General features: G+C 58.0%; 15 protein-coding genes. 2 read left to right on the top strand and 13 right to left on the bottom strand.

Translation table 11 applies throughout. The features are described from left to right. Window positions 1–401: 401 nt before the first annotated feature. The 12 genes from Q1A00_RS01655 to Q1A00_RS01600 all read right to left on the bottom strand — a co-directional run bounded on the left by Q1A00_RS01655 (window position 402) and on the right by Q1A00_RS01600 (window position 13378). Window positions 402–899, bottom strand: coding sequence for a hydrogenase maturation protease (locus Q1A00_RS01655; protein WP_298401047.1), 498 nt, complete (start codon window positions 897–899; stop codon window positions 402–404). A 352-nt stretch (window positions 900–1251) separates the two neighbouring features. Continuing rightward, a complete protein-coding gene (locus Q1A00_RS01650) occupies window positions 1252–2673 on the bottom strand; it encodes a Ni/Fe hydrogenase subunit alpha (protein ID WP_298401045.1) in 1422 nt (473 codons plus the stop codon). A gap of 75 nt (window positions 2674–2748) precedes the next feature. Further along, window positions 2749–3282 (bottom strand): oxidoreductase, encoded by a 534-nt coding sequence (locus Q1A00_RS01645; protein ID WP_298401043.1) that lies wholly within the window; start codon window positions 3280–3282, stop codon window positions 2749–2751. 18 nt (window positions 3283–3300) lie between these two features. Next, entirely contained in the window at window positions 3301–4008 is a 708-nt protein-coding gene (gene hoxU / locus Q1A00_RS01640) for a bidirectional hydrogenase complex protein HoxU (RefSeq protein ID WP_299754942.1), read from the bottom strand. Further along, window positions 3998–5605 carry a NuoF family protein gene (locus Q1A00_RS01635; protein WP_298401039.1) on the bottom strand — a complete coding sequence of 536 codons (1608 nt, stop codon included), beginning with the start codon at window positions 5603–5605 and terminating at the stop codon, window positions 3998–4000. Before Q1A00_RS01635 ends, hoxU begins: the two co-directional genes overlap by 11 nt. A gap of 2 nt (window positions 5606–5607) precedes the next feature. Continuing rightward, window positions 5608–6129 (bottom strand): bidirectional hydrogenase complex protein HoxE, encoded by a 522-nt coding sequence (gene hoxE, locus Q1A00_RS01630; RefSeq protein ID WP_298401037.1) that lies wholly within the window; start codon window positions 6127–6129, stop codon window positions 5608–5610. A gap of 185 nt (window positions 6130–6314) precedes the next feature. Then, the gene (locus Q1A00_RS01625; protein WP_298401034.1) at window positions 6315–8639 is read right to left on the bottom strand and encodes a sodium-translocating pyrophosphatase; all 2325 of its coding nucleotides are present in this window, start codon (window positions 8637–8639) and stop codon (window positions 6315–6317) included. A gap of 189 nt (window positions 8640–8828) precedes the next feature. After that, a complete protein-coding gene (locus Q1A00_RS01620) occupies window positions 8829–9686 on the bottom strand; it encodes an STAS domain-containing protein (protein WP_298401031.1) in 858 nt (285 codons plus the stop codon). Window positions 9687–9779: 93 nt separating this feature from the next. Then, the gene (locus tag Q1A00_RS01615) at window positions 9780–10640 is read right to left on the bottom strand and encodes an STAS domain-containing protein (RefSeq protein ID WP_298401028.1); all 861 of its coding nucleotides are present in this window, start codon (window positions 10638–10640) and stop codon (window positions 9780–9782) included. Window positions 10641–10663: 23 nt separating this feature from the next. Further along, window positions 10664–11509 carry an STAS domain-containing protein gene (locus Q1A00_RS01610; RefSeq protein ID WP_298401025.1) on the bottom strand — a complete coding sequence of 282 codons (846 nt, stop codon included), beginning with the start codon at window positions 11507–11509 and terminating at the stop codon, window positions 10664–10666. A 21-nt stretch (window positions 11510–11530) separates the two neighbouring features. Further along, the gene (proS, locus tag Q1A00_RS01605) at window positions 11531–12973 is read right to left on the bottom strand and encodes a proline--tRNA ligase (RefSeq protein WP_298401022.1); all 1443 of its coding nucleotides are present in this window, start codon (window positions 12971–12973) and stop codon (window positions 11531–11533) included. Between the two features lie 159 nt (window positions 12974–13132). Beyond that, the gene (locus Q1A00_RS01600; protein WP_298401019.1) at window positions 13133–13378 is read right to left on the bottom strand and encodes a hypothetical protein; all 246 of its coding nucleotides are present in this window, start codon (window positions 13376–13378) and stop codon (window positions 13133–13135) included. Window positions 13379–13583: 205 nt separating this feature from the next. Here Q1A00_RS01600 and Q1A00_RS01595 point away from each other — a divergent pair, with 205 nt between their 5' ends. Both Q1A00_RS01595 and pulA read left to right on the top strand, forming a co-directional pair. Beyond that, window positions 13584–14159, top strand: coding sequence for a DUF1997 domain-containing protein (locus Q1A00_RS01595; protein WP_298401017.1), 576 nt, complete (start codon window positions 13584–13586; stop codon window positions 14157–14159). A 160-nt stretch (window positions 14160–14319) separates the two neighbouring features. Then, complete coding sequence (pulA, locus tag Q1A00_RS01590) at window positions 14320–17853, top strand: pullulanase-type alpha-1,6-glucosidase (protein WP_299754935.1); 3534 nt, start codon at window positions 14320–14322, stop codon at window positions 17851–17853. Between the two features lie 131 nt (window positions 17854–17984). Here pulA and htpG read toward each other — a convergent pair whose 3' ends face one another. Then, entirely contained in the window at window positions 17985–19874 is a 1890-nt protein-coding gene (gene htpG, locus Q1A00_RS01585) for a molecular chaperone HtpG (protein ID WP_298401012.1), read from the bottom strand. Window positions 19875–19918 lie beyond the last annotated feature (44 nt).

Raw genomic sequence — 19918 nt, 5'->3', positions numbered from 1 at the left:
CACCTCCTTTCTAGGGAGCAATCCCACTCACTGCTCACGTGCTACGGCGCGGCTCATCACCACGCGTGCCTGTTCAGGTGCTAAACCCCACACCCCCTAGCTCACTGCTGGGGGGTGTGGGGTTTTTTGCTCGCGCGCCGGCTGATGCTGTTCTGAAGTTGTCCTACGCCGGCAGCATTGGCGTAAGAGCAAGGCTGATCAGGCGTTCTTTGCTGTGACGATGGCTGCCCAAACACAACCGGCTATGGAATGGAGTGCGGCAGTAGACTGCCGCACTCTATAATGGGGCTGCCAAAGCGTTGGCTCATTGCGTAACATGCGCTAGCGTTAGCTTTTGCCGGCCAAGTCTGTAATGGAATTATCACCAGTGATGTGCTGCAATACCGCGCCCCTACTGGCAATTAGCCAATGGCCCGTGCTTGCAATGGCCAATAACGCCGTCCGATATAAGCTCGCGCAAGCCGGGCGGCATACGCAACCGCTCGTGCGGTGGCAGGGCTGAGCACTAAACTGAGTGAGGTGTCGTAAGCGGGGATGGTGATCAAGACTGCGCGTGGTGCATGACCATAGAGGATGCGGGCAAGGGTTAATAACGTTGCCGGATCACTCTGGTGACTGGAGGTGAGGACAGTGGCCGGTTCGATGAGCTGCACTTCGACATTCGTGCGATCAACCGCAGCATCGAGGAAAATGACCCGACGTGAGCGGGCAATGATTGCCGCTAATTCCGGTGTAAGTTGCGCTTGCGTGATTACTCGTAAGCCAGTAACACGCCATTGCCGCATCAGCTCGGCTGCGGCTTGCCCAGCGTAATCATCGCCACGCACCGGGCTGCCGTACCCAATGATCAGACCCTGCGGCGCTACTGCCGGGCATCGACGCTGGCAGATGTGCCCCATAGCCAACCCTTTCCGCGAGGTGCTTGGTAAGAGTAGTAACAATTATAACGCAAAAAACTTGGCACGACGATAGGATATCGTTGTAAAATTTCCACTGTTTGAACTTTGTCGTCTGTGAATAATATCTTTATGGTCGCTCATCTTCTCTCCGATCTATATTGTTGCGATATTCAATGTGATCTTGTCCATCGCTGGCTTTTGGTTCGCACATACGCAGCGATGCCATTGCCACGGGAAGGAAACAGTTGCAGGCAGATTTAGACATGACACCGGGTTGTCCAACCCTGTCCGCAGCAACGATATGATGATTGAAGCGGCTCGCTATGGTGAGCCGCGTTCCTTTACCGGCTCCTTAACGACTCACCCGATCAAGCAACCTTCCTTGCGCGTCGTACAACTCAACTTCCATCGCCATCTGCCCAACCGCGTGGGTTGAACAACTCAGGCATGGATCATAAGCTCGTACTCCAGCTTCAATCCGGTTGAGGATGCCTTCGTCAAATTGCCCATTGCGAATGTAGCTCTGGGCAATCTGGCCGATTGTGTGGTTGATGGCCAAATTGTTCTGGCCGGTGGCGATAATCAAGTTCACATCCGTGATCAAACCTTTATCATCGACCTTGTAGTGGTGGAAGAGCGTGCCGCGTGGCGCTTCGCTCACGCCGACCGCCTCGCGGCGATTGACACCGGCGTCAGCACGCAGCTCGTTTGAGAGCAGGTCGTCGTCTTCGATCAGCATCTCCATGCGTTCGAGTGCAGCGATGATCTCGATCAGCCGGGCATGATGGTAGTAGAAGCTGCCCTCGATCACTGGCCCGGCTTGCTCGCGCAATTCGCGCAGCTCGGTGTCAGCCCGTGGCGCTCCCATGGTAGAGCAGACATTAATCCGCGCCAATGGCCCGACGCGGTACATGCCACCCGGATAGCCGAGCGCCCGAATGTAGGGGAACTTCAGGTAGCTCCATGGTTCGACCGCTTCGCCAATGACATCGCGATAATCGATCGGATCGAGTTCGTCAATCAGCATTTTGCCGGTATGATCGATCACGCGCAATTTGCCGCCGTAGTGCATCCAGCGCCCTCCCGGCCCGACCATTCCCAGATACAGGCTGGGAAAGACGCCAAAGGTCTCGATTTCGCGCTGGTAGCGTTCGGTAAGCTGTTTGAGCCGTCCGATGGCATCGAGCGCAATTGCTAACATTTCAGGCAGTTTGGCCCGGATCTGATCGCGACCACTCACACTGAGGCCATTGCGCACTCCACCCGGTACGGCCCAAGCCGGGTGAATCTTGCGCCCTCCTAGCAACTCGATCACTTCTTGCCCAAACTGACGCAGCCGGATGCCATTGCGCGCAAGGTTGGGATCGGCGGCGATCAACCCAAAGACGTTACGCTGAACTGGATCGCTATCAAAGCCGAGCATCAAATCGGGCCCGCTGAGATGGAAGAAGCTCAGCGCGTGCGATTGAATAATCTGGCCGAGATTCATCAACCGGCGCAACTTTTCGGCTGCTGGCGGAATCAGTACTGCTAGTAAACCGTCGCCGGCGCGGGCCGAGGCCAGCAAATGGCTGACCGGGCAGATGCCGCAAATGCGTGCCGTAATGCCGGGCATCTCCCAGAATGGACGACCGATGCAGAAGCGCTCAAAGCCGCGAAACTCGGTGACATGGAACCGCGTTTCAGCAACGTTGCCCGCTTCGTCGAGGTGAATGCTAATCTTGGCATGGCCCTCGATGCGCGTGACAGGATCGATGACGATACGTTGGCCCATCGCGCACTCCTTAATATGATTGCGAACGCAGCGACGCAACCTGATGGCGCTTGCAGCGTCTCTGCCACTATCCATCTACCCAAAGCGAATATCAGCCGCCGGTTCGCGCCCTTCAATCAACGCTTCCAGCAAGGCCCGAATCCGTGGTGCCGAAGGCGGGCATCCCGGCAAGTAGTAGTCAACCGGAATGACCTGATGCACTGGCACCACTTTATCGAGCAGTACCGGCACGATTCCCGGCTCGTGCGGAATGACGCCACCCGGATCGCCGTGCTCGACATACACTTGTTGCAAGACGTTCTGGGCCGGGCCGAGCGGATTGCGCAGTGCGGTGACGTTACCGGTGACAGCGCAATCGCCGAACGAGACGATGATCTTGCTGTGACGGCGCGCTGTCTGCGCCAATTCGAGGTGTTCGTCGTTGGCGATCGCGCCTTCGATTAAGGTCAGATCGACTTCAGGCGGGAAACGTTTGGTATCGGCGATTGGGCTGTAGACTAGATCGGCGCGCGCGGCCAGCTCGATCAACCATTCATCGAGATCGAGTAGCGACATGTGGCAGCCCGAACAGCCGCCTAGCCAGATGGTAGCAATACGTAGCCGGCTCATGGTTCTCTCCTTGCGCGCCTACCAGCGTTGCTTGCGCGCTTCGACGATCAAGGCAATGCGCTCGCTGGCATGCGGTCGTTCGCCGACGGTGACCCCGCGCGGAAAGATCGCGCCGGTCGGGCAGGCGAGTTGGCACTTGCCGCAACTGGTGCAGGTGGTCGATGTGCCCCACGGCTGGTTTAGGTCGGTAATGACATGGGCATTGACCCCACGCCCAGCCACATCCCACGTATGCACGCCTTCGATCTCGTCACAGGCGCGCACGCAGCGGGTGCAGAGCACGCAGCGGTTGTGATCGATGCCAAACCGTGGGTGCGAAATATCAACCGGATAGTTGGGCGAGAGGTATTCGTAGCGCACGTGATCCATCCCGACCATGCCGGCCAGTCGTTGCAGTTCACAATTGCCGCTGGCCACACACACTGCGCAGACGTGGTTACGCTCAGCAAAGAGCAGTTCAATGATCTGCCGCCGGTAGGACTGTAGGCGCGGTGTGTTGGTATGTACCACCATCCCCTCGCTGACCATCGTCATACAGGCTGGTTGCAACCGGCGCTGGCCTTCAATTTCCACCAAACATAGCCGGCATGCCCCTACCTCAGAGAGACCATCGAGGTGGCAGAGGGTCGGAATCGTGATTCCGGCCTCGCGGATGGCTGCCAGCAGCGTCTCGCCGGGGCGGGCCGAAACGAGATGTCCGTCAATGGTAAGTGTTTTAGCTGCCATGGTCGCCCTCCGCGCCGATCAACTCCTCGTATTCGTGCCGAAAGTAGTGCAAGGTGCTGAGCACCGGATTGGGGGCCGATTGACCTAGCCCGCACAGGCTCGTCTCGCGCATGAGATCACACAGCTCCTCGATCTTGTCTAGATCACGAGCATGAGCTTGTCGATTGCGGAGCTTCGTGAGCATATTGAAGAGCTGTACCGTTCCCACCCGGCATGGAATGCACTTGCCGCATGACTCGTCTTTGCAAAACTCCATATAGAACCGGGCGACATCAACCATGTTGGTGTGTTCATCCATGACCACCATGCCGCCCGATCCCATAATCGAGCCAACCGCAGCCAACGATTCGTAATCTACTGGCGTGTCGAAGAGGCTGGCCGGAATGCAGCCACCTGATGGGCCGCCGGTCTGTACGGCCTTGACCGGCGTGCCATCGGGAGTGCCGCCGCCGATCTCTTCAACGATCTCGCGCAGGGTAATGCCCATCGGCACTTCGATCAGGCCGGTGTTGCGAACCTTGCCAGTGAGAGCGAAGACCTTGGTGCCTTTGCTTCGGTTAGAACCGATGCTGCTAAACCATTCTGGCCCGTGTTCGATAATCGCGGTAACGTTGGCAAAGGTTTCGACATTGTTGATGAGGGTCGGCATACCCCACAGGCCGCTTTCGGCAGGATATGGCGGACGCGGACGGGGCTGGCCGCGTCGCCCTTCGATCGAGGCGATGAGGGCGGTCTCTTCTCCACATACAAAGGCGCCGGCACCAACCCGAATGTCGATACGGAAATTAAACCCGCTCTCAAAGATTTGTGCGCCGAGTAAACCGAAGCGGCGGGCTTGGACAATCGCCTTCTGCAGCCGTTCGATAGCCAGCGGATATTCGCCGCGCACATAAATAAATCCTTGTTCAGCGCCAACGGCGTAGGCGGCAATTGCCATCCCTTCCAGCACGAGATGCGGATCGCTCTCAAGAATACTGCGATCCATAAATGCACCCGGATCGCCCTCATCAGCGTTACAGACGACAAACTTGCGTTCACCGGGGCTTTTAGCTACCGTTGCCCACTTTAAGCCGGTCGGATAGCCAGCACCGCCGCGTCCACGTAAGCCACTGCGGGTAATGGCGGCTATCACTTCGGTAGGTGTCATTTCATGAATGACATGATAGAGCGTGCGATAGCCACCCACCGCGATGTAATCTTCGATCCGCTCGGGATTGATCTGGCCGCAATGGCGCAGCACAATCGGAAATTGGCGCGCAAAGAAGGGATGCTGGCGATCACAGCGCGTCACTGTGCAGGGTCTACCTTCAAGCGCAGCAACAATCTCTTCGGCATCAGCCGGCGTCACGCGCTCAAACATCTCTCCGCTTGGTTCGAGCCGCACCAAAGGGCCGTGCCCGCACAGTCCCATGCAGCCAACCGGTGTGACATCAATATCGGCTAACTTCCCGGCTGCGGTCAGCACCGTCTCAAGGCGACGCTTGAGCTCAAGCGCCCCTGACGCTTGACAACCAGCGGCAGCGCAACAGAGAATGCGCAGGCGAGTGCGCTGAGCTTGTTCTCGTTCACCAATGGCTTCCAGCTCGTGGAGATCCATAGTCACTCCTCGCGGCCAAGTAGATTGCGGATGCGTGCTGCCAAATCGGAACGGTCAGCATGGCCGACCACCTCGCCATCGAGCACGGCTGCCGGTGCAAGGCCGCACGCGCCGAGACAGCGGGCCGTGAGCAATGAGAAGCGACCATCGGCGCTGGTGTGTCCGGCTTTCACGCCGCTCAGCTCTTCGAGTTCGCGCAGCAAGAGCGCTGCACCACGTACATAACAAGCCGTGCCCAAGCAGACAGTACAGGTGTGTTCGCCTTGCGGGGCAAGCGAGAAGAAATGGTAGAAGGTAGCGACGCCATAGACGCGGCTTGGTGGCAAGCGGAGGCGCTGGGCGACGTCGCTCAGCAGCTCTGGCGAGAGGAACCCGTACAGCTCTTGCGCTTTGTGCAGCACTTCAATCAGCGCATCGCCCTGATACTGGAAGCGTTTCATAGTCGCTTCGAGGATCTTGCGCCGATTATCGCTGGCAGCGCGTGCATCTCGGTCAACGTCGGTCTGTAGCGCGGATGTCGTCATTGAACATCTCCCTAACAGATTGTAAGGACGCTACGCTGATCCTAGTTGATTTGTGATGGTTGTGGCGAAAAGAGTTGATTACCCGGCGTTAACGAAGCCGTGGGCGATGCTAGCTGGAGAGATGCGAGGAAGGGCGGGTTGCCAACCCGCCCTTGCCTAAGCTGCTCTAAGATCAATCACCGCAACTAATCGGCCGATGCCGGCGCCTGCGCGATCTCCTTGAGCGCCTCGCTCTCGCGCTTGCTCTGCCAGATGGCCCACACCAGCGCGGCAACACAGATCACCATTGCGATAATCACGCCGGGGCTGCCGGGTTCGATCGTGACAATAATTGGGGCAATGATCAGCGCTACCAAATTGATCACCTTAATCATCGGGTTCAAGGCCGGGCCAGACGTATCCTTCAGCGGATCGCCGACCGTATCGCCGACTACCGCCGCCTTATGCGGTTCGCTATGCTTGCCGCCGAAGTTGCCTTCCTCGATATACTTCTTGGCATTATCCCACGCGCCGCCGGCATTGGCTTGGAAGACCGCCATCAATTGACCGGTGAGGATAATGCCGGCTAGGAAGCCGCCCAGCGCCTCAACCCCAAGCGTGAAGCCGACGATGATTGGCACCATCACCGCGATCAGGCCAAGGCTGATCAGCTCTTTCTGCGCTGCCGTGGTCGAAATCTGCACTGCGCGCGCATAATCAGGCACTACCTTGCCTTCCATCAGACCGGGGATGCGGAATTGTCGGCGCACCTCGTTGACGATCTGCGCTGCGGCGCGCGACACTGCCCGAATGGTCAGCGCCGAGAAGAGGAACGGCACAGCACCGCCGATCAGCAAGCCGATAAAGACCTCAGGTGCGGCGACGTTGATCGACGAGAGCAGCTCGATACCCTTTGCTCCCTCATCGATCATCTGCTTGATCACCTTATTCACATCGGTGAAATACGAACCGTAGAGTGCCACCGCCGCGATCACCGCTGAACCGATCGCGATACCCTTGGTGACGGCCTTGGTCGTATTGCCGACTGCATCGAGGTCATCCATCACATTGCGAGCATTCTTATCGAGGCCGGCCATTTCGCCGATGCCGTTCGCGTTATCGGAAATCGGGCCGAAGCTATCCATCGAAATGGTATTGCCGGTCAGCAGCAGCATGCCGATGCCTGTCAGCGACACGCCGTACAGAATCGCGGTGAACTGGGTCGCAGCCGGTTCGCCGGAATAGATCAGCACCGAGGTAAAGATCGACGCCGAGATAACCAAAATTGCCCAAACGCTGCTCTCCATACCAAGGGCCAATCCAGAGAGGATGTTGGTCGCTGAGCCGGTCTGCGATGCCTTCGAGGTCTCTTTGACCGGGCTGAAGTGCGTGCTGGTAAAGTACTCGGTCAGCTTATCAAGCGCCAAGGCCAAGATCACACCCGACAGGGTAGCGAAAAATGGACGCCAATCAACGTTGCCGGCAGCATCAACCATAAAAACCGGTGTCGCCGCTGCACTAGCAACAATGGCTAAGCCTGCCGCGATGTAGAAACCGCGGTTCATCGCCGCCATCGCGTTGCGCTTGCGCTCATCGGTGGTGACAAACTGGTTGCCGATCACCGACGCGATCACGCCGATCGCGCGCAACACGAGCGGGAAGATGATGAAGCGCAGATCGTACTGACCATCGCCCATCGTGCCGGCCACTGCATCGCCCAGCACAATGCCGAGGATCATCGCCGAGACCAGCGTCACTTCAAAACTCTCAAACACGTCAGCCGCCATTCCAGCGCAGTCACCGACGTTATCGCCGACAAGGTCGGCAATCACTGCTGCATTGCGCGGATCGTCTTCGGGAATGCCGGCTTCAACCTTGCCGACAAGGTCGGCACCGACGTCAGCCGCCTTCGTGTAGATGCCGCCGCCGACACGCATAAAGAGCGCGATCAGCGAGCCGCCGAAGCCGAAGCCGAGCAAGGCGTCGGGGGCGGCAATGCCGAAGACCATAAAGATCAGCGTGCCGCCGAGCAGGCCAAGGCCGACGGTGAGCATGCCGGTCACCGAGCCGGATTTATACGCCACTTGCAGCGCAGGGTTGTAGCCCTTGCGTGATGCCGCGGCCACCCGCACGTTACCCTCAACTGCGACATTCATACCAACGAAGCCAACTGCGTAGCTAAAGAGCGATCCCATCAGGAAGGCCACCGCGCGCCCAATTGCTACCCAGAGCGTCGCTGCTTCTCTGCTGCCAAACCGCTCGACTGCTTCGGTCGTTGGCGGAATGATAAACACGCTAGCCGCCAAAACGAAGGTCAAAATAACGATCAAAATGGAAATGGTGCGGAATTGCTGGCTTAGGTAGGCATTAGCGCCAGTTTTGATGTAACCCCAGACCTCGCGCATACGGGGTGTTCCCGTATCTTGGGCGAGGATCTGACTGCGGATGAAGAAAGCATACCCAATGCCGAGCAGCGAAACGACGAGCACAGCCCAGACCGCAAGACTTTGGACGGCGTTCAGATCCTGCATGACCCCAACTCCTTCGTTGCACGAATGCACGACCCGATGTGATTGCCGGCGCGGCGCGCGATACGCGGGGCGCTGGTTGTAGTGAGAAAAACCTTGTCGTAGACGTGGATTATTCTAGCATAGTCGAGTTACGATTGCAACGAGCGGTGCAAATGTGATGTTGGGCAGAAACAGTGCGAAAGTAGTGCATTACCGCCGGACAATCTGCTTACCAAGTCGGCGAAATGCCATATCAATCCCGCTTTGCAGCGTAGCACCGATAGCAATTCCACTGAGATCAACACCGAGTTGGACAATCGTCTGGGCGATTTCAGGGCCAATGCCAACCATGATGACCTGTGCGCCGATCAATTGGGCTGCGCGCGCCGTCTGCAACAGGTGATTGGCGACGGCGGTATCGACCAATGGCACCCCCGTAATATCGATAATCACGATATCTGATTGCCGTTCGGCAATCGTTGTGAGGAGACGCTCCATAATTTGGCTGGCGCGAAAGCTATCGATGATGCCAACGATTGGCAAGACCAGCACATGTTGGTACAAGGGCAAAATTGGTGTACTTAATTCACGGATGGTCTGCTGTTGCGCCTTGATCTGCTCGGCCTGATCGTATAGTTGATAGTGTAACTGTTCGTAAGCATAGCTAAAACTCGTAACTACTGATCGACTAAATTGTTGCAGCATATCTGCAACGACACGCACCGTCTCAACGGTACAAGCGGGTTGATGCTGGGCAAACGCTTCAAGTGCGTCCCACGTGAGTGAGCGAAAGGCGTCAATCGCTATCAATACATCAGTCAATACAAAGCCCACGTGGGCGCGCATCTCACCGAGCGCTTCGGCATAAGCGATGAACGGTAGCAGGTCTTGGGTACCAACTGCCTCGGCAAGCGCTTCAATCGTCATATTCATTGTGGGCAGCAATTCTTCTTGCGCAAGCCGGGCATAACCCGGGCTGTGCTGCTGCACGTGCCGAGCTAGTTCAGCCAGTATGTGGTCACGGCGTGCAAGGAGAAAGGCTTGAAGTTCGGTAAAGATAGTGGCCATGCGACCCCCTTGTCGCTTTGTACGGAGAGGACTCGGCTTGTCTAGACGACCAACATGCGAAAACGTTGCGTCTTGGCGCCTTTGCGTTAGTTCTTATGCCGCCGGCCTAATGGCACGTCCGGTACGCTGTAAGGCCAATTCGATCCCAGTTTGCAGGTTGGCGCCGATAGCAATGCCGCTCAGGTCAACGCCAAGCTGGACGATCGTCTGCGCGATTTCGGGGCCAATCCCTACCAAGATCACCTGCGCGCCGATCAATTGCGCCGCCCGCGCAGTTTGCAAGAGATAATTGGCGACGGCGGTATCGATCACTGGCACGCCGGTAATGTCGATAATCACGATATCTGACTGACGCTCGGCGATAGCGGTAAGGAGGCGTTCCATAATTTGGCCAGCGCGGAGGCTATCGATGACGCCAACCAGTGGTAAAACTAAAATCCCTTCGTAGAGCGGCAAGATTGGCGTGCTCAGCTCGCGGATGGTCTGTTGTTGCGCTTCGATCTGCTCGGCCTGATCGTGAATCTGGGCTTGCATCGTGCGGTAGACGGTGCTAAAGCTAGTGAGCAGCGTCTTGCCGAACTCTTGCAAGAGATCTTCAATGCGCCGAACGTGGTGGATCGTTACGATGCTGCGGTCGCGGTCAAACGCTTCAACGATATTCCATGTCACATGCCGCAATTCGTTGAGGGCGGCAAACATATCCGCAGCAATAAAGCCGCTCGCCGCGCGTGCTTCGCCAACCGCGCGGGCATGGGCGAGAAACGGCTGGAGATCGTCGGTGCTGATCGCATGCAGGAGGGTACGTAGTGAAGTCGTAACGGCTTGGAGGAGTGCCATTCGATCCATCGCGGCGTAGTTTGGCTGCTGCGCGCGCAGGCGATCAACAAATGATTCAACAGTAGCGGCTAAGTCAGTTTCGGCAAAGGCAACAATGTCAGCAAAAACTTTGGGCATCGCAGTATCACCAAACGTATCGGTTAGCGAATCGTATACCCCAACTGGCTCAATGCCAATTCAATCCCCGCTTGGAGATTTGCACCAATCTGAATGTTACGCAGATCAACGCCTAGTTGCACGATGGTCTGGGCGATTTCAGGGCCAATCCCGACCAAAATCACTTGCGCGCCGATCAGTTGGGCTGCCCGTGCGGTTTGCAAGAGGTAATTGGCGACTGCGGTATCGATCACCGGTACGCCGGTAATATCAATAATCACAATATCTGACTGACGCTCGGCGATGGCGGTGAGCAGGCGTTCCATAATCTGACCGGCGCGGAAGCTATCGATAGCGCCGACCAACGGCAAGACCAAAATCCCTTCGTAGAGCGGTAAGATCGGTGTACTCAACTCGCGGATGGTCTGTTGTTGGGCCTCGATCTGCTCGGCCTGATCGCGCAACTCTTGCTGAAGGGCCAGCATTGCTTGGCTATAACCGAGCAGCAACAGCCGGTTAAACTCATTGATCGCATCCTCGAAGCGCCGCACATCGCCGATGGCAAGCCGGTCGCTGCCAAACGCATCGAGTTCTTGCCAGCAAAACTCGCGAATACGTGTCACCACGGTCATCATATCGTCAAGTGAGAGCCCCATGCGGGCGCGGCGCTCGCCGATCTGGGGTGCCCATTCGTTGACCGGCCCGCTATCGTTGTCGCCGAAGAGCGCGCAGATCGTTTCAACCGAACGTTGCAGGGCTGGGCTTAAGTCAGCGGCAGGAATAGCGGCATAGCCGCTGCTTTCGGCTTGTACGGCTTTGCACAAGCGTTCTCTGGTCTGCGGCAGGCGCTCGCGGATGAAGGCGGCTAAGTTGGTTAACGTTGTGCTCATAGCGCTCCTCGGCGACACACATTAATAGGCGCGGGCAAAGATGACTTGCCGATCGGTTTCGCGCCCGGTGTAGATGCAGCGGCCAACCGTGCCGGGTTGTTCCAGCGGAATACAGCGGATGGTTGCCCGCGTCTCCTCTTGGATGCGCTTTTCGTCGGTGGTATCGCCGGCCCAGAATGCGCGGGCAAAACCGCGCTCAACTTGCTCTTTCAGTTCGTCGTAGGTGGTTACATCGGCGGTATGGGCCTCGCGGAAGGCAAGGGCGCGCTGGAAGAGAGTGGTCTGCATTTCTTCCAACAGTGCCTCGATCCGCTCGGTCAGGCCGGCCTGCGGCACGAAGCTCTTGCCGGCTTTGCCGGGAATATCGCGGCGCGCGAGCGCAACCGTCTCTTTCGCCACGTCCTTTGGCCCGATCTCGATCCGCACCGGCACCCCCTTCAATTCCCACTCGTTAAACTTATAGCCGGGGCTATAGTTGTCGCGGTCATCAACCTTAAACCGCAGCCGGCCTTTCCATGCGGCAGTCATGCGGGCAACGGCTGCCATCACCGTGCTGCGCTCTTCATCATTCTTGTAGATCGGCACCACCACAACCTGAATTGGGGCTAGACGCGGCGGCAGCACCAGTCCTTCATCATCAGAATGGGTCATAATAAGTGCGCCGATCAGACGAGTACTCACCCCCCAACTGGTCGTCCACGCATACTGGATGGTATTGTTCTGATCGGTAAACGTAATATCAAAGGCGCGGGCGAAATTCTGGCCAAGGTTATGTGAAGTGCCAGCCTGTAACGCGCGCCCGTCTTGCATCATCGCCTCAATACAATACGAACGGAGTGCGCCGGGGAATTTCTCTTTTTCGGTCTTGAGACCGCGAATCACCGGTACCGCCATCTCTCGTTCGACAAAATCGGCGTAGACCTCATGGAGGATGCGCAACGTCTCTTCCTCGGCTTCCGCTTCGGTCGCGTGGGCGGTATGACCCTCTTGCCACCAGAATTCGGCGGTGCGCAGGAAAGGGCGGGTGCGCATTTCCCAACGCATCACGTTCGCCCACTGGTTATAGAGCAGCGGCAGATCGCGGTACGAGCGGATCCACTTGCTGTAGAAATAGCCGATAATTGTCTCGCTGGTCGGGCGAATGACATAAGGTTCGGCCAGCTCTTCACCGCCGGCACGGGTGACTTCGGCTACTTCCGGCGCGAAGCCCTCGACGTGCTCGGCCTCTTTCATGATAAAGCTCTTGGGAATAAGCAAAGGGAACTGCACATTTGAATGTCCGGTGGCTTTAATCCGGTCATCGAGCGCGCGTTGCATCAATTCCCAGATGGCCCAGCCATGCGCTTTAACCACGATGCAGCCGCGCACGACCTCGGCAACTTCGGCCAGATCGGCTTCGCGCACAATATCAAGGTACCACTGGTTATAATCAACGCTGCGTTGGGTAATAACATCTTTGGGCATGCCGCTTCCTCGGGCTGGTTATCAACGCTTATGCTCAGCGCGACGCGCTGATTCCTACCGGCTTATTATAGCCGACATGCGAGAAGCGAGTGCGGCGGTAATCATGCAAAATGCGGGGCGGTGAGCCGCCCCGCTGTTCCGTAACTATTCCCAGAGGAATTATTTCTTCAATTCTTGTTGCATCACAGCCATAATCCGATCAACATCAAGGCCGGCCTCTTTGGCAAGCCGGATTTGCTCGAGCAGGCGGGCCTGCGCTTCGGCCAGCCGGCGCTGTTGATCGACCTTCTCTTGCTCACGATCGGCTTTGGCCTGATCTTCAGCCCACTTCCACGCTTGCTCCCAGAAAAGACCAACCTCACGGAACATCATGCTAAAGATGCCGCCGCTCTCTTTGACTGACATTGATCGCTCCTTCCCGCCGCTAGCTTCGTTGCGGCGCTGTTGTCGCGGTTCTGTGTCTCATTCTATTACGCAAAAAGCAAAACGTCAATCCTTGCCGGTGTGTCTGCGCTTGCATAAAGCGCATGGAGATGCTATACTAGCGGTAATTGATGTCATATATGAAATTTGTGCAGTTTCACTGCTGAAGCTGCGCCGAGGAGCGTCTATGTCGGCGCCCTACACGCCCTCTATCGCCAACGATGATCGTCGTCGAGCCGTCGATCTCAACGGTGCTGCTGTCCACCTCTTCCGCTTCAACGGCCCACTCGAGCTGGCCTTTGAGTATTTCTGCGATATTCCTGCGGTCTTTAGCCTATTGCCGGATGTGATTGAGGTCTTCGCCTACGCGCCCAATCGCTACCGCCTCGTGGTCGGTGCTACTGATGGTCATGGCCATGCGATGGCTGGCTACTTCGATGTTACCGCCATCTTTGAACCGCACCGTGCTATTCGGATTGTGCCGGTTGATGATGGCCCGCCCATCGATTTGACAGGATTTGTCTTTCCCGGCCAACTCTTCGCCGAGGCGGTCTTCTACCCGCATGCCAATGGCACTGATATCGAATATACTGTCGAATTAGCGATGACGATTCCTGTGCCGCGAGTGCTGTGGGTGATGCCGAGCAATGTGTTACAAGCGATCGGCGAGCGGGCGATGGAACATAAGATGAACCATATGATCACCGGCTTTACTCGCGCCATCGATGCCGATTTTCATGCGTGGATCGGCGGCAATGGGTGATGAATGGTAAGGGTGCTGCGGCAGTCGCACGCTCAGAGGGCGTCTCGTCAGGGCGGGTTTAAGACCCGCCCTGATGCGCTCTTGTCATAGTTGCATTATTCCCGCAACCTGCTATACTACGCGCAAATAGTTTCGCTGCCAACTATCATGGGTGATCGCTATGCAGCTTCGTTTTTGGCGCCGGCGCGCGCTGTTGGCGCTCGCAGTCTCGTTGTGGCTGGTGTGGTCGCTGGCTGCCTTGCCGATTGCGGCGCAAACCACGCCTGATCCCAAAACCGTCACCATTCCCGGTACGATTCAACGTGTGCTTGGTTGTCCCGGCGATTGGCAGCCGTCGTGCAGCATTACCTACCTGACCTACGACCCCGCAGTTGATGTGTGGAGCGCGCGGTTTGACTTGCCGGCAGGCTCCTATGAGTATAAAGTCGCGCTCAACGATAGCTGGGCTGAGAATTACGGTCTTAATGCCCGCCGCGATGGGCCAAACATTCCGTTGCAGGTGTCTGTACCTACCACAGTTCGTTTTGTCTACGACCACAAGACCCATTGGGTGACTGATAGTATCAACACGCCGCTGATCGTTGCCGTAGGCGATTTTCAGCCCGCGCTCGGTTGCGCTGCCGCCGATGATCCCACCTGCCTCGGTTCGTGGCTGCAAGACCCTGATGGCGATGGGTTGTATACCTTTACCACCAATCGCATCCCCGCCGGTGAGTATCGCTTGCGGTTGGCGATTGGTGAGACGCTGGGGGGTGCGATTGGTGAGGGTGGCCCCAATGGCCCGCCGTTTGTGATGAAAGTTGCCGAAGGCGGCGAGGTGTACGTCGGCTATAACGCAGGGAGTGGTGAAGTGACGATTTCAACCGCCGGTGCGCCAAAGGGCGATATTTCGCGCGCTCGCGCTTATTGGGTTGATGCCGAGACGATTGTGTGGAATGTGATCGGCACACCACGGTATCGTTACGCCCTGTTTAGTGACCCGGCTGGTGCGATCAAACTGACGCCGCAAGGGGTGATGGGTGGGCAACGGTTTGATCTGACCTTTACCCCGGCCGGCCCCGGCCCGGCATTAGCCAAGTTCCCGCATTTGGCCGGCTTTAGCGCCTTTAAGCTGCCGCCGCTCGACCGCGCGCGCCTGATCGGTCTCACCCGCGGCCAGTTGGTGGTGGCGATGTACGATGAGAATGACCAGCCGCTCGATGCGACCCGCGTGCAGATTCCCGGCGCGCTTGATGCACTCTTTCCCTACGACGGCCCACTTGGCGTGACCATCGAGGACGGCTTGCCCACGATCCGAGTCTGGGCGCCAACCGCTCGACAAGTGCGTTTGCACCGCTTCGCCGATGTCAACCCTGATACGCGCGCAGTGGTCTTACCGATGACGCTCGATGCTGCGACCGGCGTCTGGAGCATTCGTGGCGAGGCAAGCTGGATCGGTCAGTATTACCTGTTTGAAGTTGATGTCTATGTGCCGAGTGAGGGCCGGGTAGTGACGAATCTGGTCACTGACCCGTATTCAGTGTCGCTGAGCGCCAACAGCACCCGCAGCCAGATTATCGATCTGAACGATCCGGCTTTGCAGCCGCCCGGATGGGAGACGTTGCCCAAGCCACCGTTGGCCGCGCCCGAAGATGTGGTGCTCTACGAGCTGCACGTGCGCGATTTTAGCATTCTCGACGAAACAGTGCCGGCTGATTTGCGCGGTACCTTCCGCGCCTTTACCGTGCGTGAGAGTGTTGGGATGCGTCATCTGGCCGAACTGGCCGAGGCCGGGGTGACACACGTTCATCTCTTGCCGGCGTTCGATATTGCCACCATCGAAGAGATTCGCGAGCGGCAAGTGCCGTTGCCTTACGAGCAACTGCGCGCGCTGCCGCCTGATTCGCCTGAGCAGCAAGCTCTGATCGAGCCAATCCGTGATCTCGACGGCTTCAACTGGGGGTACGATCCCTATCACTACTCAGTTCCGGAAGGCAGTTATAGCACGAACCCCGATGGCCCGCAGCGCATCCTTGAATTCCGTGAGATGGTGCAGGCGCTCAACCAGACCGGTTTGCGGGTCGTGATGGATGTGGTCTACAACCACACTAACGCCAGCGGTCAGAATCCGCGTTCGGTGCTCGACCGGATCGTGCCCGGTTATTACCACCGGCTCGACGGCGACGGCAATGTGACGACTTCGACCTGCTGCGCTAATACTGCCACCGAGCATCGTATGATGGAAAAGCTGATGGTCGACTCGGTGGTGTTGTGGGCGAAACAGTACAAGGTCGATGGCTTCCGCTTCGACCTGATGGGCCACCACATGAAGGACAACATGCTCGCGGTGCGGGCGGCGCTCGATGCGTTGACCCTTGAACGCGACGGGGTGGATGGCACATCGATTATCGTTTACGGCGAGGGCTGGAACTTCGGCGAGGTTGCCAACAACGTGCGCGGCATCAACGCGACCCAGTTCAATATGGCCGGCACCGGCATTGGCACCTTCTCAGACCGGCTGCGCGATGCAGCGCGTGGCGGCGGCCCCTTCGATGATCCGCGCTTGCAGGGGTTCATTTCCGGTCTCGCCACTGATCCGAGCGACTTTCCGCAAGGCACGCCCGATGCACAGCGGATTAAGCTTCTTGCCGAAACCGACCTGATTAAGCTAGGGTTAGCTGGCAATCTTAAGACGTACCGCATGGTCAACTACGAAGGCCGTACCGTGCCCGGCGAGCAGATCAAATACCGCGGCGCCGCCGGCGGCTACACACTCGATCCGCAAGAGCAGATTGTCTACGTGTCAGCGCACGACAACGAGACGCTGTTCGATGCGGTGCAGCTCAAAGCGGCTGCCACCACGCCGATCGTCGAGCGGGCGCGCATGGCGCAACTCGGCCTCTCGCTGACCGCGCTGGCGCAGGGCATTCCCTTCTTCCACGCCGGCGATGAACTGCTGCGCTCGAAATCGCTCGATCGCAACAGCTACAACTCGTCCGATTGGTTCAATCGGATCGATTGGCGTGGCCAAGAAAACACGTTTGGATCGGGGTTGCCGCCGGCGGGAGACAATCAGAGTAACTGGCCGATCATGGCGCCATTGTTGGCCAATCCTGATCTCAAACCCGATGCAACGCTGATGCGGGCCACTTACGACCACTTCCGCGAGATGCTGCGTATTCGTCGTAGTACGCCACTCTTCCGGCTACGTACCGCCGCAGAGGTCGAGCGGATGGTCTCGTTCTTCAATCATGGGCCGGATCAGATCCCCGGCCTGATCGTGATGAGCATCAGCGACAACGGCCTGACGCGACTTGATCCGAACATTGGGCAGGTGGTGGTGCTGTTCAACGCCCGGCCTGATCCGGTGACAATCACCATTCCCGAACTGGCCAACGGCGATCTACGCTTGCACGATGTGCAGGTCGCTTCGAGCGACGAGCGGGTGACACAATCGCGCTACAGCGCTGATGGGACATTCAGTGTGCTCGGTCGCACCACAGTGGTGTTCGTTGGCCCGCGTCCGTTGGTGGCAGCGCCGGATCCCGTGCCAACGGCTACCTCGGTGTCAGCGCCTACCGAGGCGGTTCCTACCCCCACGGCCGAACCGGCACCGGTTGCTGGCGGTAGTGGCGCGCGGTGGTGGGTGTGGGTGGTGCTGGCAGTGATAGCGTTGGGTGGAGCGGGGTTGATCGTTGCACGCCGTCAGCGGTAAACGCAAAGGCGCAGAGGGGGTAGAGTTTATTATTGTAGGGGGCTTAAGTACGACTGTACTAACACCCCCAATTTCAAACACCTTTGCGCACGTTGCGTTCTCTGCGCCCTTGCGTTTCCAATTCTTTGCGGCTACCGTTCAACATTGGCGGCTAATTCAAGCAGCCGCAAAATGCGTGGCGCCATTGCTGCCGGGTCGCGGTGCAGGCCCTCGATCAACAGCGCGTTATCGTAGAGTTGCTCGGCGGCCAGCGGGATCAGCGGGTCGTTGGGATCAGCGGCAGCGCGGCGAGCTAGCGCAGCGATCAAGGGGTGAGCCGGGTTAAGTTCCAAGATGCGCGGTCCGGTCTGCACCTCATGGCCCAACATCTGCTGGATGCGCTGCATCTCGCGGCCAAACGCCGCCTCATCGGCGACCAAGCGGGCCGGGCTATCGCGCAGCACCTTCGAGGCGCGCACCTCTTTCAGCCGCTCGCCCAAGGTTGCTGCAATCCGTTCGGCCAGTGCGGTAAATTGGGCATCGTCAATCGCCGGTGTGGGCCGCTCAACCTCACCGGGCAAATCAAGCTCACCCTCGTCAATGTTGCGTAAGCGCAGACCCTCATACTCGCGCAACCCCGACAGCATAAAGCCGTCCATGAGGTCAGTAAAGAGAATGACCTCGATGTCGCGTGCGCGCAGCGGATCGAGGTGCGGGCTACTGAGCGCCGCCTCGCGGCTGGCCGCCATGAGGTAGTAAATCTCCTTCTGGCCGGGCACCATGCGCTCTTTGTAGGTAGCCAGCGTGATCCATTCGTCACCGCTCTTAGTCGTCTGCACGCGCAGTAGCTTGAGCAAATCGTTACGGTGCTCGTAATCGGTTGCGATCCCCTCTTTGATAAAGGGGCCAAACTCTTGCCAGAAAGTGCGGTATTTTTCGGGATCGCGTTCGGCCAGCTCGTTCAGCTCTTTGTTCAGGCGAGCAGTGAGCGTCTTGCGCAAGCGCTGCATCACCGGCGAGCCGCCAGCAGTACCGCTCTGCACACTCTCGCGCGAGACATTTAGCGGTAAGTCTTCGCTGTCAACCACACCTTCGATAAAGCGGAAGTGGGCCGGCAGCAGATCCTTTGCCTCTTCGAGGATCAACACCTTGCGCGAATAGAGCTTAATCTGGCCTTCGATCCGCCGTTCGAGGATACCACGCTCGCGGCGGGACGGGATGTAGAGAATTGCGTGCAGATCAACCGGCGCGTCGGTCGAGATATGAATATAGCTGAGCGGCGGCTGACTATCAAGGGTCAGTTGGCGGTAGTAGTCATTGTACTCTTCGGCGGTGACATCGCGCGGCGCCTTACGCCAGATCGCGGTGCGGGCGTTAATCTGGCGGCCATCGAGCATAATCGGGAAGGCGACATAGTTCGAGTGGCGGCGGACAATCTGTTCGATCCGCCACGGATCAGCGAACTCGGTTGCATCCTCTTTGAGATGGAGGGTAATCGTGGTGCCGCGTTGGGCGCGCTCGGCGGGGCCAACAGTAAAGCTATCACCTCCGCTCGATTCCCACATCGCCGCCGGCGCATCGGGCCGATACGACTGCGACACGACCGTCACCTTATCGGCAACCATAAACACTGAGTAGAAGCCGACGCCAAATTGACCAATGATTTCGCTGGCGGTTTGCTTAGCCCCTTCGCCGGCCTGTTTCACAAACGCGCGCGCCGCCGACTGGGCAATCGTACCGAGATGCTCGACCATCTCCTCGGCGGTCATACCGATACCGGTATCGCTGATTGAAAGCGTGCGCGCCTCTTTGTTGACCTCAATCGTGATTTGCGGTTCGAGTTCAGGATTGCGCACCTCGCGGTTGGTCAGCATCTCGAACTGCACCCGGTTGATCGCGTCGGAAGCGTTCGAGATCAACTCACGCAGGAAGATTTCGCGGTCGGTGTAGAGTGAATGGGCCAGAATGTACAGCACCTGCTGCACTTCGGCCTTGAAGGTATGAGATTGTCGTCCGGTTTCCGTCAACGGTTCCGTTGTCATACGCCTCCCTCGCTATTGCTGAGAGATGAATGAACCTTGGCAAG

The organism is uncultured Chloroflexus sp. (genome assembly GCF_938091255.1).
Lineage (GTDB): Bacteria > Chloroflexota > Chloroflexia > Chloroflexales > Chloroflexaceae > Chloroflexus.
Note: the sequence above shows the minus strand (reverse complement) of the source record. Positions and strands in the feature narration are given on the sequence as shown.